This window comes from Tenacibaculum caenipelagi (genome assembly GCF_004363005.1).
Classification (GTDB): domain Bacteria; phylum Bacteroidota; class Bacteroidia; order Flavobacteriales; family Flavobacteriaceae; genus Polaribacter; species Polaribacter caenipelagi.
In genome coordinates, this window is sequence record NZ_SNYH01000003.1 from 75,247 (window position 1) to 91,545 (window position 16,299).

The window sequence follows — 16,299 nt, forward strand, 5'->3', positions numbered from 1 at the left end:
ACGTTTTACAACAATGACTATTAGTAATTGCTTGTTCTCTCCTACTTCTGAAAATCCGCGAGGATTTTCAGTTTGGTGTGTACTTGTAAAGTTAACCGCAAATACTCATAGCCGAGACCGTTGTACGAAATTATGAGAAACTATGAAAAATCTAGTATTATTAATCTTACTATATCCAATTTTAATCAATGCTCAAGATAAAAAAATAATAGAACTACAAAATAAATACTTTGACGAAGCAGGCTCAGAATTAACTCACTTGAAAATAAAAAGTGCCTTTACATATTATAGGTTTGCATATGATTTACTTCCTGGTACTGAATTAGGGAAAAAATCGCTAAAATTATCTGATTCTTTAAAAATTATTTTAAGGAAAAACTTAATTACAGATATAGAAGGAAATTGGGAAATAAAGATATTTAATAAATTGAGAACTGAATCAGATAAAAAATTTTACGATAAACTAGGGAGATTTTTACGGATAACTAAAGATTCTATTTTTTATTTTACGAAAAAACGAAAATTAAGACGTAACAAACCTTCTAAAAGAATGAAAATTACCTTTTGCGAATTAATGAATTATTTTCCAAGTTATTCAGACTTTATACACCCAGATAATAAAATTTGGCATTATCGTTCTGATTCAACAGGGAACAAATTAATTATTTTAGATTATGGAAAAATAGAAAATGACCGAAAAAATAGAACGGGAAACATAAGTCATCCGTCAGGATATACATATAATCGAATAAAATAGGAAACTTCGTACAACACCCCATATGCGCCATTAAAATGGAGCATATAGGAAACGTTGTTTAGCATTAAACCGAAACGAAACTACACCACTCTACAGAAACTAAATGCAATGAAAAACTACTTTTCCGATAGAATGAAGAAAACAAGGAAGAATATTGTTAAATATATTCTTGAATTATTAATAGTTGCATTTGGTGTTTTCTTAGGCATTTATGTAGGAGAGCGAAATCACCAAAAAAAAACTGACTTAAATACGAGAAATGCAATAGTTCAAATAATCTCAGAGTTAGATTCTAACGTCAAGAGACTCGGGTCTGCAATTAGATATCATGAGCAAATAGGTGTAGAACTTGATAGTGTTAGGAAGTCACTTAAACAGAGTGATTTTAACTCTATCTATTTCAACAATAAAAAGTTTAATCATAACAATTTACCAAGCTGGACAGGAGTTGGAGTAGTTAGGTTATCAAAATCAATTTATGAAAGTGCTAAAATAGGCGGTGTTTTTCAAGAACTCAATATCTCAACAATCAACCTCATTTCTAGTATTTATGAATACCAAGAGATATACGACGAATTTAGTATGGCTACAGTCGACAAAATGTTAGAAATGGATTCGGAAACAAAAACTAGTGATGTCATTCAACTTTTGAGCCGATTATCTAAACATGATATTATAAAAATAGAAAAAGGACTTTTAAATCAAATTAACAAAAATATTGTAGAATTAGAGAGAAAAATAGAAAATAAATCATTCAAGAAATAACACTACAGAACCCAGTCTATAATTCATTGCCGCCCCATCCTACGGTTAGACAAATAAAAACCGAAAAATGACGATATTTGAAACTTATAACATTAATGATTGGAAGGCGGCAATGCATCATACACCAATCTGTTGGTGACAATTTTTGAAAACAAAACATAAAAAGACTAGAAGAAAATAAAGAATGAATAGACTATTTCAATCGACAGCTTTACTATTATTACTTTTAATAAGTTGCACGACACCAAACAATAAAACTGATTTACTACGAAAAAAAATTGAGAAAATCGTATCTGACAAAAATGCAGTAGTTGGGGTTTCAATAATCGGAAATAAAGGAAAAGATACTCTTTCTCTAAACGGAGATAAACGATTTCCAATGCAAAGTGTGTTTAAGTTCCATATTGCATTAGCAGTATTATCAGAGGTTGATAAGGGGACATTATCATTAGATCAAATAGTAGAAATAGATAAAGATGAACTCTTACCAGAGGACTTTTGGAGCCCCCTTAGAGATGAAAACCCAAATGGAGGTAGCTTTACAATTGAAAGGCTAATTCAATACAATGTATCTCATAGCGACAACACAGCCTGTGATGTTTTAATACGACTTATTGGCACACCTAAAACGATTGAAGAATACATAAAAAAGAGTGGTATAGAAGATATACAGATTACTTTCAATGAAGAAGGATTACAAGCAAGGTGGGAAAATATATTCCAAAATTGGACAACCCCGAATGCCGCAAGTGAAACACTAAAACTATTTTTTGAGAATAAAAATAATTTACTTTCAAAAAGCAGTTATGATTTTTTTTGGGAAACTAATAAAGAAACAACAACAGGAAAAGGCAGAATAAGAGGACAACTACCTAAAGAAACAATTGTTGCTCACAAGACAGGTTGGTCTGGTACAAATAAAGAAACTGGGATTACCGCTGCAGTAAACAATATTGGAATTGTCTTTTTGCCAGATGGGAAGCACTTTATCATCAGTGTTTTTGTGACAGATTCGCAAGAAAATTTTAAAACAAACGAGAGAATTATAGCGGATATGGCAAAAGCTACATATGACTTTTATACTACACAGACGATAAAATAAACTGCTACCAACAATGTGTATAAGTAATAGCGGTTTAAATTATATAACGGAAGTATTAACATAAAACAAAGGTCAGTAGGTTTCTGAGTAGAGACTCCCTACCCTCATACACGAGATCGTTGTACAAAATACAACATACTATGAAAACAGATAAAATAATTTTAGGATTCTTACTTCTTTTTTTAGTTTCTCTTGAAAATTTTTCTCAAAATGATTCTATAAAAAAGCAAATTATAGAAATAATTAATTTTAAAAATAAAAATTTTCCTTTTCCGATTGGTTACGTTAACGACTACGAACAAATTTTCACAAAAGAACAAAATGAAAAACTAGAAAAATTGATTTCTGATTATGAAAAATCAACAACTAATGAAATTGCAATAGTTACGATAAGTTCAATTGAACCATATGACAACATTAACGATTTTGCAACTGATCTATCAAATGATTGGGGAGTTGGAAAATCTAAAAAAGATAATGGGTTAGTAATAATTATTAGTAAAAATTTAAGGCTAATCCGAATTTCAACAGGAAACAATACTGAAAAAATATTAACAGATGAAATTTGTAAAAAAATAATTGACAATACTATGATTCCTGAATTTAGAAAAGGAGAGTTTTATACAGGAATTAAAAAAGGACTTAATAAATTGATATCCAAATGGAAATAAAATACGATATATCATTTTTGCTTAAATTGGTCAAAATTGTAAAATCAAAACATTTTAAAAAGTTAAAGTATATTCAACACAGTAACAACAATTAAACACAATGAAAAAAATTACATTATTACTACTAACATTAACAATAATACTTTCTTGTAAAACAGAAAAACCTACTGAAATAATTATTATTGGAGCTTTACATAAGCCTGAATCTAATTTTAATTCAGAAATTCTATTTAAAATATTAGAAAATGTAAAACCCGATTTTATTTTACATGAAAGAGATTCAGCAGCTTTCGATACCAATTTTAGATTTGTAGAAACTCCTACCGAAAATGAAGGGATGGCTTCTTCAAAGTACATCAACAAATATCCTTCTACTCAATTAAGACCTTATGAATTTGAAGGGCGAAATGAATATAGAATAAATATTGGTTCACGCCCTACTGATGGCTTAACCACAAAGCTTTTAGATAGTTTAAACAAAGCCAATTTATTAACTCCTTCAGAAGCTACAATTCATAATAAATACAACGCTCTTATAGAACCACTAATCGTATTAGCTTCTAAATCACCTGAAAACTTTAACAATCCGAAAACAGATAGTATTTGTGCAGAAAGACAATATTATCAATATAAAATGTTGCAAAAAATAACCAATGTAAGAGATGAATTTGCTACTCATTTTCATACCAAACCAAATGGAGAAAAAATAAGTTACCGTGATGGTTTTAAATTGGCTTCTGATTTTTGGGATTTAAGAAACCAAACAATGGCTAAGAACATAATGCGAATTTCAGAACAGAACAAAGGAAAAAGACTTGTTGTATTGTGTGGATTTATGCATAGATATTATCTTCTGAGTGAATTAAAAAATTTAACCAAAGGAAAAGATATTGTCTTAAAAGAGTTTTACGATTATAAAATATAATTGTAAATAATTACTACAACTCACCTACTCTTATACTATTAAAAGTCAAATATGTCTATAACAAAAGAATCAGAACTTATCGGGATGAAAAAAATTAGTGAAGTGGTTGGATTAACCCTTAAACTAATGAGAGAATATGCTAAAGTTGGAATGTCAACTAAAGAACTAGATGAATACGGTGGAGAAATTTTAAAAAGTTACGGAGCTAAATCGGCACCTTATATAACTTACGGATTTCCTGGTTATACTTGTATCAGCGTAAATGAAGAAGCTGCTCACGGAATACCTTCTAAGAAAAAAATTCTGAAAGAGGGAGATTTGATAAATATTGATGTATCAGCTGAGTTAAATGGCTTTTGGTCAGATAATGGAAGTTCTTTTGTGTTAGGTAAAGATATTCATAATCACCAACCATTAGTAGATGCTTCTAAAAACATTTTACATAAAGCTATAAGCAATATAAAAGGAGGAGTTAAAATAGCTGACATTGGGTATTTAATAGAAACCGAAGCAAGAAAGTATGGCTTTAAAGTAATTAAAAATTTAGCAGGTCATGGAGTTGGAAGAAGTTTGCATGAAAAACCTGAAAACATTTTAAATTATAGAGTAAAAACCAACCGAGAAAGGTTTAGAAAAAATACTACAGTGGCTATTGAAACTTTTATCTCTACAAATTCAACCATGGCTGTTGAACTAAATGATGGTTGGACATTAGTAGGAAACAAAGGAGGATATATAACTCAACACGAACAAACAATACTAGTAACAAATAACTCTCCTGTTATTCTCACAAAATCTAATGAAATCTGGAGTTAAATAGCCTGTGATAATACAAAAACTTGCTTTTTGAAGCTTCACCCCCTTAAGATCTACTCTTAATTTACTTATGAATGAGATTATGCTTTATTGAAAAATAATTAGATATTTTTCAATAAAGCATATTTTGTTAAATAGGTTGTTTAAGTTTTACTTCTTTTCATAGTCTATTATTTATAACAGTTGTATTATAAAATTATACACAGACAGACTTGTCTGTTTGTTTTATATTTTGTATTTTTGTCAAAAAAAGAATCGTATGAATTCACCTAAAGAAAGAATTTTAGAAACAACAGCACACCTATTCCATCAACAAGGCTACAACAGTACTGGGATTAATCAAATTATAAAAGAAGCAAAGGTTGCTAAAGCCAGTTTTTATCAACATTTTGAGTCAAAAGACAAACTATGTCTTCAATACCTAAATAATAGACATACTTTTTGGTTCAATCAATTATCAGAATTCACGGCAATAGCAAAGAATTCAAAAGAGAAAATAGTTCTTGCTTTCGACTTTATAATATATATGAATAAAAAAGAGAATTATAGAGGCTGTAGCTTTCTGAATATCTTATCGGAAATATCAAAAGAACAAAAGGACATTTTAAACATCATTCAATTGCATAAAAACGATTTAAGAAATTTCTTTCGAGAATTGATAGATGACGAACTATTGGCCACCCATATTTATTTACTATTTGAAAGTTCTATAATAGAAAGCCAACTATTTAAATCTAACGAGATTGTAACGAAATCAAAAACGATTGTAACTAATTTAATTTAAAAATAAGATGGAAAAAAAACACCCATTACCTCCATTCACTTTAGAAACTGCCAAACAAAAAATTCAACTAGCAGAAGATGCTTGGAACTCTCAAGATCCTGAAAAGGTTTCATTAGCATATACTGTAGATAGCGAATGGAGAAACAGAAATTTATTTGTGAATGGTAGAGAAGAAATAGTGCAATTTCTTTCAAAAAAATGGCAAACCGAACTTGATTATAAGCTTAAAAAAGAATATTGGGCACATGGAGAAAATCGAATTGCTGTTAGATTTGAATATGAGTACAGAACAAAGGAAGGAAAATGGTTTAGAGCTTATGGTAATGAAAACTGGGAGTTTGACGAAAATGGACTAATGAAAAAAAGATTTGCTAGTATTAATGACTTAGAAATAGACAAATCAGAGAGACATTTGTAAAAACAAAACAGTAATACATTTAAAATAAAAAGCTATATTAGTGACTGTTACACAAACTAACAGTCGCTAATATGTCTAAAAAAAATTGTTTTAAAAGAAGTCTTATCTATAAGTATTAAAGTATCTCTATAGAAATCTTCTCTTCTGCTTTTTAATTGAATAGTTATACAAGAAAAATGAAGCTAATAATTAAACTATGAAAAAATGATTGATAATTTCAGAAATGTTTGGCAAGAGTTTCAACAAAATATTTTAGAACATATTCCCAAAGTTTTACTGGCGTTATTAACTGTTATTGTTTTTGTTTTTATCGCTAGCACCGCTAAAAAAATATGCATCAGGTTTTATAAGAAAGCTTTTAAAGAAAACTATTTAAATATTGAGCAAACTATAGCTTCTTTATTTTATGCTTTATTTATTGCTGCAGGTATTCTATTAGCTCTTCATATACTTGGTTTAGACAAACCTTTTGAAAAATTATTAGCTGGAGCTGGTGTTATTGGAATCATCGCTGGTTTTGCTTTAAAAGATATTGCTTCTAATATGTTTTCAGGACTTTTAGTCGATTTGCAACGCCCCTACAAAGTTGGAGACTGGGTTGAGATTGATGGAAAATATGGTGTTGTATTAGCTATTAATTGGCTTACAACCAAAATAAAAACTGTTCCAGGTCAAGAAGTTTTTGTTCCTAACCAAATTATTTTCAACGCTACTTTTTCAAACTACTCTACTTGGGGTAAACGACGCGTTATTTTAAAAAGTGGGGTATCTTATGGTGATAATTTAGAACACGTTAGGGCTGTTGCTTTGGATGAAGTACAAAAAATAAAAGAATACCTTCCTGAAGAAGGTATCGATTTTTATTTTACAGATATTGGTGGTTCTACCTATAATTTTATATTACGCTATTGGGTAAAGTTTGAATCTAATGATGATTTCTGTAGAGGTATGAACGATATAATTATGCGTATTAAAAAACGTTTTGAACAAGAAAACATTTCTATTGCTTACCCTGTAACAACCTTGGACTTTGCAGTAAAAGGAGGGGTAAACTTATTTGATAAAGAGATAAAAGTTCAGAAATAAAGAAACCTTTCTACCCTTCTTCCAATTTAGAATGCTCTGAATAGGTACGCCATTTCGCTAAACACGCTTCAATATCTTCAGGAATTTCAGAATTAAACTGTAAAAACTCTCCTGTAGTTGGGTGTGTAAATCCTAAGGTTTTTGCATGTAGTGCTTGTCTTGGCAATACCTTAAAACAATTATCTACAAACTGTTTGTATTTGGTAAATGTAGTTCCTTTTAAAATGATATTTCCTCCGTAACGTTCATCATTAAATAACGTATGTCCTATATGTTTAAAATGGGCTCTAATTTGATGTGTTCTCCCAGTTTCTAACTTACATTGCACTAAAGTTACGTAGGTTAATCGTTCAATCACTTTATAATGTGTCACCGCATGTTTACCATGTTCTCCATCAGGAAAAACATCCATCTGTAAGCGGTTTTTTAAACTACGTCCTATATTTCCTTCAATAGTACCCTCATCTTCCTCTATATTACCCCAAACCAAGGCATAGTATAAACGCTCTGTTGTACGATCAAAAAACTGCTTTGACAAATGCGCCATAGCGTACTCTGTCTTTGCAACCACAAGTAACCCACTGGTATCTTTATCAATACGATGTACTAAACCAGGGCGTTCATTTGAGTTTTTAGGTAAATTTTCAATATGGTGAATTAATCCATTAACCAAGGTTCCTGAGTAATTTCCATGACCTGGATGTACCACCATGCCTGCTGGTTTGTTTACTACAATTACCTCGTCATCTTCATACACAATATCAATCGGAATATCTTCAGCAACCAATAAATTTTCGTGTGGTGGGTACGCTAAAACAACTCTAACTACATCTTTTGGTTTTACTTTGTAATTAGGTTTAACCACTACATCGTTAACCAAAACATTTCCTGCTTTAGCTGCTTGTTGTATTTTATTACGAGTAGCGTTTTCAATAAAATTCATCAAAAACTTGTCTACGCGCAAAGGTACTTGACCATCGGTTGCTACAAAGCGGTGATGTTCGTATAAATCATCGTTCTCAAAATCTGGAGTTGTATCTTCCTGCATCAATCAATAATAAAAAATTAATATCCATTTCCATCTCCTAAAATCAGGTCGATGGTTGTTTGTTTTGGTAATTTTGTTCCTGGTTCTATTTTCTTTCCGTTGTGCTTTAATCCACGAACTACATCTTTCCCTATATCATGAACCCAAGTAACATTTTTCCCTACTTTAAAACCTATAGAACGCAAATGTGTTGTTGCTTGACGTCTTGTACGACCATTTAAATCTGGCACCACAACATCACGATACTTAGACGGGTTTAAGGTAAGATATATTTTACGCTTTTCTTTTACAAAATCTCCTGCTTCCGGGTCTTGCTCTATAATCGATTTTTTTGGATATTCTGGATTATAATTTGCACTGTCAATCACTACAAAATCTAAATTCAACTCATCTAATTTTTGTGTTACTTCAGCCAAAGACATCTTGTGTAAATTAGGTACTTGTATTTTTTGATTATGGTTTGTAGTAACTCCCAACCACCATTGCAAAGTAAATACAAACACTAGTAATAAAACTATTGCTATTCCTATATTTTTAACAAATGTTTTACTTTTAATAAATTGAAATAATCCTTTAAGATTTTCTGAAAAATTACTCATATCGATTTTTTGTAAAGAGGCACAAATTTACAGTAAAAATATTACTATTTTAAATTCCACAAGTCTTTAACGAGTTTTTTTGGTAAGTTTGTATAATCCGACGGTCGGATTTTAAACAAACAACGATAAAATACCAATTGAAATACGTTTAAAGTGAAAAAAAACATCGCTATTATTATGGGAGGATATTCCTCAGAAGTAGGAATATCTTTAAAAAGTGGTAATGTAGTATACAAACATCTTAATAAGGAAAAATACAATCCATATAAAATACATATTTTAAAAGATAAATGGGTTTTAGTTGATGATGACGAAATTGAATACCCAATTAACAAACATGATTTTTCTGCAGAAATAAAAGGTGCCAAAATCACTTTTGATGTTGTTTTTAATGCGATACATGGTACTCCAGGTGAAAACGGAGTCATATTAGCTTATTTTGATCTTATAGGTTTAAAACACACCTCTGCCCCATTCTATCAAATGGCATTGACTTTTAATAAACGAGATACCTTAAGTGTCGTAAAAGAATACGGAATTCCTGCTGCTACTTCTGTCTACTTAAATAAAGGAGATAAAATTAGCACCAGTGCTATTATTGAAAAAGTAGGTTTGCCTTGTTTTGTAAAACCTAACGGTGCAGGTTCTAGCTTCGGAATCTCTAAAGTATACACCCAAGAAGAGTTGATTCCTGCTATTAACAAAGCTTATGAGGAAGATTCAGAAATATTAATTGAAAGCTTTTTAGATGGAACCGAAGTTTCGGTAGGAGTAATTCAGTACAAAGGAGAAACTAAAGTATTACCGATTACTGAAATTGTTTCTGACAACGATTTCTTTGATTACAAAGCTAAATACGAAGGAGAGTCACAAGAAATTACTCCAGCTCGATTAACTAAGGAGCAAGAAGTTAAAGTAAATGACATCGCGAAACGCGTATATGAAATTTTAAATATGAGTGGTTTTTCTCGCTCAGAATATATCTTGGTAAATGATGAACCTCATTTCTTAGAGATGAACACTGTTCCTGGATTAACAGAAGCTAGTATTTTACCACAACAAGCCAACCATGCAAATATTTCGTTAACCGAACTATTTGGAAATGCTATTGAAATGGCTTTAAATAACTAACTATAATGAAGAGAGCTATTTTTCCTGGGTCATTTGACCCCATTACTTTAGGACATCTAGATATTATTGAACGCGGTGTTACACTATTTGATGAGCTAATTATTGCTATTGGTATAAATGCCGATAAAAAGTATATGTTTTCTTTAGAAGAACGCAAACGTTTTATTGAAGAGACTTTTAAACATGAACCAAAGATTAAAGTACTTACCTATAGCGGACTTACTGTAAATTTTTGCAAAGAACAAAATGCTCAATTTATTTTAAGAGGCTTAAGAAACCCTGCCGATTTTGAGTTCGAAAAGGCTATTGCCCATACTAATAGAAAACTTTCAGAAATTGAAACTGTTTTCTTACTGACCTCTTCAGGTAAAAGTTATATCTCATCCTCTATTGTTCGCGATGTAATTCGAAATGAAGGAGACTATACTGGTCTGGTTCCTGACGCAGTTAGAATTTAATTCTTAAATAATTTTCTATTGAAAAAGCTAGTTGTACTATTGCTAATAATTACTGTTGCCTGCAAGCCAACTTCAACAAAGGAAACAAAAAATTTTACTACACTGTTTAAAAAATCAAACGGAACGGAGACTCCTACCTATAATGAGGTAATTTCTTTTTATAAAAATTTGGACAAGAAGTACTCAGAAATTTCTTTGTTTGAAATTGGTACTACTGATATTGGCAAACCATTACACCTAGCTGTTTTTAATGCGGATGGAAAAACAGAAATCAACCAAATTTATGAATCGTCAAAAAATAGAGTTTTAATCAACAATGGAATTCATCCAGGAGAATCTGACGGAATAGATGCTTCAATGTTATTATTACTAGATATTGTTCAAAACGATTCGTTAAAAAACAAGTATAAAAACTCTTTGATTTGTGTTATTCCTGTGTACAATATTGGTGGGGCTTTAAACAGAAACTCACATACTAGAGCCAATCAAAATGGACCTAAAGAGTATGGTTTTAGAGGAAATGCTCGTAATTACGATTTGAATCGTGATTTTATAAAACAAGACACTAAAAATGCTGCAACCTTTGCCAAAATATTTCATCTTATTAACCCTGATGTCTTTATCGATAATCATGTAAGCAACGGTGCCGATTATCAGTATGCAATTACTCACCTCTTTACACAACACAATAAATTGGGAGGTAAATTAGGTGAGTTTATTGAAACTAAAATGCGCCCAGAAATAGAACAATCCCTAGCTAAAAAAGACATCATCATAACTCCTTATGTAAATGTCTGGGGAACAACTCCTGAAAGCGGTTGGTCTCAGTTTTTTGATTCTCCAAGATATTCTACAGGATACACTACCCTATTCAATACGTTAGGTCTTATGGTTGAAACTCACATGTTAAAACCTTACAAAACACGTGTAGAACAAACCTATGAACTTCTGTTTTCTGCATTAGATGTTTCAGAAAAAAATACTGTAACTATCAAAAACTTGCGAAAAAAAGCAATACAGGAAATCATTAACAAAAAAACATACCCGATTGCTTTTGAAGTTGATAAAAAAAGTCCTTCTACCCTCGAATTTAAAGGATATGAAGGAGCGTTTATAGATAGTAAAGTTACTAACGGAAAGCGCTTGTTCTATGATAAAACGAAGCCATACACTAAAAATATTTCGTATTACAATAACTACATTCCTACAAAAAAAATTACCATACCAAAAGCCTATATACTAAAACAAGGATGGTATAGCGTTATTGAACGATTACAAAATAATAAAATTGAATTCACTCGTTTTAATAATGATACAATGTTGACTGTTGAAACCCAACACATCAATGGTTTCGAAACTCGAAAAACGGCATATGAAGGTCATTATTTACATTTCGACACAGAAATTATTAAAACTAAAAACCAGAAAATTCAGTTTTCTAAAGGAGACATTTATATTCCTACCAACCAAACAGGAATACGCTATATTATAGAAACTTTGGAAGCTGATGCTATAGATTCTTTTTTTAACTGGAACTTTTTTGATACTGTTTTACAGCAAAAAGAGGGGTATTCTTCTTATGTCTTTGAAGATATTGCAGAGAAGTTTTTACAAGAGAATCCACTAGTTAAACAACAATTTGAAGATAAATTAAAAACAGAGGACAGTTTTGCTAAAAGCCCACAAGCACAATTGTATTGGGTTTATACCCAAACTCCTTATTATGAAACAGCACATAAGAAATTACCTATTTTTAAGTTATATTAACAAAAATATAATCTTCAAATTACATTTTTATACATTTGTGCTGACTTAGAATAACAATCTAATGAATAAAGAACCCTTAAAATCGGTTTGTGAGCAAAAAAATTTTGAAACAATTTTCAATAAGCATTCACAAACTTTAAGAAATTATATATACTATAAATGTGGCGATATCCAACAAGCTGAAGATATCGTTCAGGAAGCTTATATTAAATTGTGGGGTAATTGTGCAAAAGTTATTTATGAAAAAGCAAAATCATTTTTGTATACAGTAGCGAACAATCACTTTTTAAATGAAGTTGCTCATAAAAAAGTAATTCTTGAGCATCAAAAACTGAGCGTTTCAAGCAATACAACAAATGAAACGCCTCAATTTATTTTAGAAGAAGAAGAATTTCATGAAAAACTAAAAAAAGCAATTGCTAGTTTACCAGAAAAACAACGTGAAGTGTTTTTATTAAGCCGAATTGATAAGAAAAAGTATTCTGAAATTGCTGATATTGTTGGAGTTTCAGTAAAAGCTGTGGAGAAGAGAATGAGTAAAGCTTTACTCACATTGAAAGAACAAATAGGTAAAATATAATAAAAAAGAGTATTTGTAGTAGGGTAATTAGCCTTTTAATTGTTTTTAATACAAATAGCACGAACAATAGAAAATGAAAATAGATTATACAGATGAAACTTTTTTAGCTAGATGGATAGCTAATGAATTATCTTCTGAAGAGTTGAAAGCATTTCAACAATCAGATGCATATCATCAATTCAAAGCAATTGATGAGGCTTCTCTATTATTAAAAGTGCCCGATTACAATCAAAAAGAAGCTTTTAATAAAATTCAAGAAAGATTGTCTTCTCAGAAGCAAGATAAGAAGGTTATTAAATTAATTCCTGCATGGATGTATGGTGCAGTTGCTTCAATAGCCTTATTGATTAGCCTTTTTTATTTTAATAACAGTACAACTATTTCAACAACTTATGGAGAACAAATTACTATTACCTTACCAGATAATTCTATAGTACACTTATCACCCAATACTACTATTAAATATAAAGAGCATAATTGGAATAAGAGAAGAAATCTATCTTTAGATGGTAAAGCTTTTTTTGAAGTTGAAAAAGGAAAATCTTTTACTGTAAATACAGAAGAAGGAAATGTAACCGTATTAGGAACAAAGTTTACTGTTGATGCTTCAAAAAATTACTTTGAAGTACTTTGTTTTGAAGGAAAAGTTAAAACTACATCAAAAAACAGTGATGAAACAATTTTAACAAAAGGAAAAGCTTACAGAACCTATAACAACGTTAGTGAAAACTGGGACTTTATTAATAGCTCCCCGTCTTGGTTGCTAGGAGAAACTACTTTTAATAATACGCCTTTATACCAAGTTATAAAAGCATTAGAAAACCAATTCAACTTAAAATTCGATACTTCGAAAATAGACCTTAATCAAAGGTTTACAGGTACTTTTACACATGAAGATGTTAATATAGCATTGAAAACTGTTTTTGCTCCTATGAAAATTTCTTATAAATTAGCAAAAAATAGTTCTGTTATATTAACATATCGTAAATGAAGATAAAATTAAGTATACTTTTTATATGCTTAGCTATGTCTATTTTTTCTCAAGAAAAGGTAGACATTTCTTTTATTGATGCATCTTTACTGACTGTATTAAAAAAAGCAGAAACAAGTTTTGGTGTAAAATTTTCATTTAATGCAGAGGTAATTGAAAAAAAGACTTTTTCTTTCAAAAAAAGAAACTGCCTACTAATTCATCTTATTACAGAGATTGAACGTCAAACTCCTTTAGTTTTTAATCAGATTAATGAACGTTACTATTATATTACCATCAACAAAAACCATATCCCTATAGACTACAACTTATTAAATGAAGTTCTAGTTACAAGTTATGTTACATCTGCTATTAATAAAAAGAAAAATAGTTCTATATCTATCAACCCTCAACAATTAGGACCTTTACCCGGACTTACAGAACCTGATGTTTTAGAAAGTTTAAAAATTATTCCAGGAGTGCAAAGTCCTAATGAAACAGCATCTGGTATTTATATAAGAGGAGGTACTCCGAATCAAAACCTAGTATTATGGGATGGAATAAAAATGTATTCCTATGGTCATTTTTTTGGGATGTTATCTGCATTTAATCCATATACTACAAAAGAAATTATACTCTCAAAAAGTGGTACGGAAGCTAGATATGGAAATCGAATTTCTGGGGTAATAGATATTAAAACCAAAGAAAACATTCCTGAAAAAATTACAGGAAATTTTGGTTTTAACATGACTCATGCTGATGCTTTTTTGAATATTCCTTTTTCTGATAAAACTTCTGTCTCTGTCTCAGCTAGAAGATCTATTTCTGATCTAATAAAGACTTTTACTTTTAATAAGTTATTTGCTCGTGTATTTAGCACATTTGACAGTAATCAAAAAGATAATAATATTATAGACAAAGAAATTAAATTTAATAGAGTTAATCAACTCGACTTTTATGACTATACTACAAAATTTGTTTATAAACCTTCTGAAAATGAATCTTTTCACCTTAGTTTTTTACATACTGGTAATAAAATGTATAATGATCTTGTTGTTCCTGAATACGAAGACCATTATAATGACAAACTAAATATAAAAAATACTGGTGTTAGTGTTAATTGGAAAAAAATATCAAATGAAAAAACTACACATAATGTAAAAGGTTATTACTCTAATTATAATTTGGCCTATAAAGGAGCCTATAGCTACTTAGATAAGTACCTCGATTTAGTATCTTCTAAAGATAATGCTATAAATGATTTTGGTTTTACATATAACCTGAACTATTCTTTTAATAAACAATCAGATTTATTTTTAGGATATGATTTTTCATCTACTAAAGCAAAATATGAATTAGATTATTCCTATGCTATTGAGGGAGAAAACAAATATTCATCTAATGAAAAAGATACAGGAACCAATAATACGCACTCTGTTTTTGGCGAATATCAATATGATGATAATGATTGGAATATTAATACGGGTGTAAGGTTTAACTATTTTTCTAAAATTGACAAATTTGTATTAGAACCTCGATTGTATTTTGAAAAAAAGCTTCATAAAAATTTTAACTTCAAAGCATCTTTTGAACAAAAACACCAAGCTTTAATTCAATTAATAGAATTTCAAACTTCTAGCTTAGGTTTCGACTTAGAAAATGAAATATGGACACAAGTAAACAATGATAACATTCCTCTTCAAAAAAGTTTACAAACTTCTTACGGAATCATTTTCAATCAAAAAAACTGGACTATAAATATAGAATCTTATTATAAAATGGTAAGTGGTATGACATCACTTACAAGTGGCTATAATGATCAAACAGATGATTTTTCAAATGGAAAAGGGAAAGTCTTTGGAGTAGATCTTCTTATTAGCAAACATTTTAATAATTATAAAACTTGGATTAATTACTCTTACACAAAAAATAGATTCAAATTTTTAGATTTAGAAAACATATATTTCCCTGCTAATCATGATATTACTCATTATTTTTCTTGGTCTCAAGCCTATAAATTAAAAAATTATGAGTTTTCTTTAGGATGGATTTATAGAACAGGTAACCCATATACTGCTGTAAAAGAATTTAATACTGATAGTGATGGTAATCCTTATATCGATTTAGATTCAGATAATATTAACGCTCATCGCTTACCTAATTATCATCGTTTAGATGCATCGATGTCTTATTCCTTTAATTTTTCACAAAAGTGGAAAGGGAAACTAGGGTTTTCCATTTTAAACATATATAATCAGAAAAATATTTTTAATAGATATTATACTGCTATTCCTGTAAGAAACTTAAACAATGAAATAGAATACCAGCTCAAACAAGTTGATAAATATTCTTTAGGAATCACACCTAATATTGTTTTTAGGGTTAGTTTTTAAACAAAAAAGCTTTACAAATTTGTAAAGCT

Annotated in this window: 17 protein-coding genes; 15 read left to right on the forward strand and 2 right to left on the reverse strand. The window is 30.0% G+C overall.

Annotated elements, in window-relative coordinates:
• Positions 1-142: 142 nt before the first annotated feature.
• The 9 genes from DFQ07_RS06735 to DFQ07_RS06775 all read left to right on the forward strand — a co-directional run bounded on the left by DFQ07_RS06735 (position 143) and on the right by DFQ07_RS06775 (position 7,324).
• Positions 143-757 (forward strand): hypothetical protein, encoded by a 615-nt coding sequence (locus tag DFQ07_RS06735; protein WP_133535526.1) that lies wholly within the window; start codon positions 143-145, stop codon positions 755-757.
• Between the two features lie 108 nt (positions 758-865).
• Entirely contained in the window at positions 866-1,522 is a 657-nt protein-coding gene (locus DFQ07_RS06740; protein WP_133535527.1) for a hypothetical protein, read from the forward strand.
• A 184-nt stretch (positions 1,523-1,706) separates the two neighbouring features.
• The gene (gene bla, locus DFQ07_RS06745) at positions 1,707-2,624 is read left to right on the forward strand and encodes a class A beta-lactamase, subclass A2 (RefSeq protein ID WP_133535528.1); all 918 of its coding nucleotides are present in this window, start codon (positions 1,707-1,709) and stop codon (positions 2,622-2,624) included.
• A gap of 140 nt (positions 2,625-2,764) precedes the next feature.
• Positions 2,765-3,295 carry a TPM domain-containing protein gene (locus DFQ07_RS06750; RefSeq protein WP_133535529.1) on the forward strand — a complete coding sequence of 177 codons (531 nt, stop codon included), beginning with the start codon at positions 2,765-2,767 and terminating at the stop codon, positions 3,293-3,295.
• Between the two features lie 100 nt (positions 3,296-3,395).
• The gene (locus DFQ07_RS06755) at positions 3,396-4,220 is read left to right on the forward strand and encodes a hypothetical protein (RefSeq protein WP_133535530.1); all 825 of its coding nucleotides are present in this window, start codon (positions 3,396-3,398) and stop codon (positions 4,218-4,220) included.
• A gap of 51 nt (positions 4,221-4,271) precedes the next feature.
• Positions 4,272-5,036, forward strand: a complete 765-nt coding sequence (gene map, locus DFQ07_RS06760; RefSeq protein ID WP_133535531.1) for a type I methionyl aminopeptidase — start codon at positions 4,272-4,274, stop codon at positions 5,034-5,036.
• 259 nt (positions 5,037-5,295) lie between these two features.
• Positions 5,296-5,820, forward strand: a complete 525-nt coding sequence (locus tag DFQ07_RS06765; RefSeq protein WP_133535532.1) for a TetR/AcrR family transcriptional regulator — start codon at positions 5,296-5,298, stop codon at positions 5,818-5,820.
• Between the two features lie 7 nt (positions 5,821-5,827).
• Entirely contained in the window at positions 5,828-6,238 is a 411-nt protein-coding gene (locus DFQ07_RS06770) for a nuclear transport factor 2 family protein (RefSeq protein WP_133535533.1), read from the forward strand.
• Between the two features lie 204 nt (positions 6,239-6,442).
• Positions 6,443-7,324, forward strand: coding sequence for a mechanosensitive ion channel family protein (locus DFQ07_RS06775; protein WP_133535534.1), 882 nt, complete (start codon positions 6,443-6,445; stop codon positions 7,322-7,324).
• A gap of 10 nt (positions 7,325-7,334) precedes the next feature.
• Here DFQ07_RS06775 and DFQ07_RS06780 read toward each other — a convergent pair whose 3' ends face one another.
• Together DFQ07_RS06780 and DFQ07_RS06785 are read right to left on the reverse strand one after the other, a co-directional pair.
• Complete coding sequence (locus DFQ07_RS06780; RefSeq protein ID WP_133535535.1) at positions 7,335-8,372, reverse strand: RluA family pseudouridine synthase; 1,038 nt, start codon at positions 8,370-8,372, stop codon at positions 7,335-7,337.
• A 17-nt stretch (positions 8,373-8,389) separates the two neighbouring features.
• Positions 8,390-8,971, reverse strand: coding sequence for a PASTA domain-containing protein (locus DFQ07_RS06785; protein ID WP_133535536.1), 582 nt, complete (start codon positions 8,969-8,971; stop codon positions 8,390-8,392).
• Positions 8,972-9,124: 153 nt separating this feature from the next.
• Between DFQ07_RS06785 and DFQ07_RS06790 the strand changes: the two genes are divergently transcribed.
• From DFQ07_RS06790 to DFQ07_RS06815, 6 genes are all read left to right on the forward strand, one after another.
• Complete coding sequence (locus DFQ07_RS06790; RefSeq protein ID WP_133535537.1) at positions 9,125-10,102, forward strand: D-alanine--D-alanine ligase; 978 nt, start codon at positions 9,125-9,127, stop codon at positions 10,100-10,102.
• Positions 10,103-10,107: 5 nt separating this feature from the next.
• A complete protein-coding gene (coaD, locus tag DFQ07_RS06795; RefSeq protein ID WP_133535538.1) occupies positions 10,108-10,560 on the forward strand; it encodes a pantetheine-phosphate adenylyltransferase in 453 nt (150 codons plus the stop codon).
• Between the two features lie 18 nt (positions 10,561-10,578).
• Positions 10,579-12,327 carry a M14 family metallopeptidase gene (locus DFQ07_RS06800; protein ID WP_133535539.1) on the forward strand — a complete coding sequence of 583 codons (1,749 nt, stop codon included), beginning with the start codon at positions 10,579-10,581 and terminating at the stop codon, positions 12,325-12,327.
• 61 nt (positions 12,328-12,388) lie between these two features.
• A complete protein-coding gene (locus tag DFQ07_RS06805; protein ID WP_133535540.1) occupies positions 12,389-12,907 on the forward strand; it encodes an RNA polymerase sigma factor in 519 nt (172 codons plus the stop codon).
• Positions 12,908-12,980: 73 nt separating this feature from the next.
• Entirely contained in the window at positions 12,981-13,898 is a 918-nt protein-coding gene (locus DFQ07_RS06810; RefSeq protein WP_133535541.1) for a FecR family protein, read from the forward strand.
• The gene (locus tag DFQ07_RS06815; RefSeq protein WP_133535542.1) at positions 13,895-16,270 is read left to right on the forward strand and encodes a TonB-dependent receptor plug domain-containing protein; all 2,376 of its coding nucleotides are present in this window, start codon (positions 13,895-13,897) and stop codon (positions 16,268-16,270) included. The genes DFQ07_RS06810 and DFQ07_RS06815 overlap by 4 nt, the downstream gene beginning before the upstream one ends.
• Positions 16,271-16,299: the final 29 nt, after the last annotated feature.

Bases quoted from the DNA above. Each gene is read 5' to 3' on its own strand.
- coaD (WP_133535538.1), top strand. From the start codon at position 10,108: ATGAAGAGAGCTATTTTTCCTGGGTCATTTGACCCCATTACTTTAGGA.
- DFQ07_RS06780 (WP_133535535.1), bottom strand. From the start codon at position 8,372: ATGCAGGAAGATACAACTCCAGATTTTGAGAACGATGATTTATACGAA.
- bla (WP_133535528.1), top strand. From the start codon at position 1,707: ATGAATAGACTATTTCAATCGACAGCTTTACTATTATTACTTTTAATA.
- DFQ07_RS06740 (WP_133535527.1), top strand. From the start codon at position 866: ATGAAAAACTACTTTTCCGATAGAATGAAGAAAACAAGGAAGAATATT.
- DFQ07_RS06810 (WP_133535541.1), top strand. From the start codon at position 12,981: ATGAAAATAGATTATACAGATGAAACTTTTTTAGCTAGATGGATAGCT.
- DFQ07_RS06815 (WP_133535542.1), top strand. From the start codon at position 13,895: ATGAAGATAAAATTAAGTATACTTTTTATATGCTTAGCTATGTCTATT.
- DFQ07_RS06755 (WP_133535530.1), top strand. From the start codon at position 3,396: ATGAAAAAAATTACATTATTACTACTAACATTAACAATAATACTTTCT.
- DFQ07_RS06770 (WP_133535533.1), top strand. From the start codon at position 5,828: ATGGAAAAAAAACACCCATTACCTCCATTCACTTTAGAAACTGCCAAA.
- DFQ07_RS06785 (WP_133535536.1), bottom strand. From the start codon at position 8,971: ATGAGTAATTTTTCAGAAAATCTTAAAGGATTATTTCAATTTATTAAA.
- DFQ07_RS06765 (WP_133535532.1), top strand. From the start codon at position 5,296: ATGAATTCACCTAAAGAAAGAATTTTAGAAACAACAGCACACCTATTC.
- DFQ07_RS06750 (WP_133535529.1), top strand. From the start codon at position 2,765: ATGAAAACAGATAAAATAATTTTAGGATTCTTACTTCTTTTTTTAGTT.
- DFQ07_RS06735 (WP_133535526.1), top strand. From the start codon at position 143: ATGAAAAATCTAGTATTATTAATCTTACTATATCCAATTTTAATCAAT.
- DFQ07_RS06775 (WP_133535534.1), top strand. From the start codon at position 6,443: ATGATTGATAATTTCAGAAATGTTTGGCAAGAGTTTCAACAAAATATT.
- DFQ07_RS06805 (WP_133535540.1), top strand. From the start codon at position 12,389: ATGAATAAAGAACCCTTAAAATCGGTTTGTGAGCAAAAAAATTTTGAA.
- map (WP_133535531.1), top strand. From the start codon at position 4,272: ATGTCTATAACAAAAGAATCAGAACTTATCGGGATGAAAAAAATTAGT.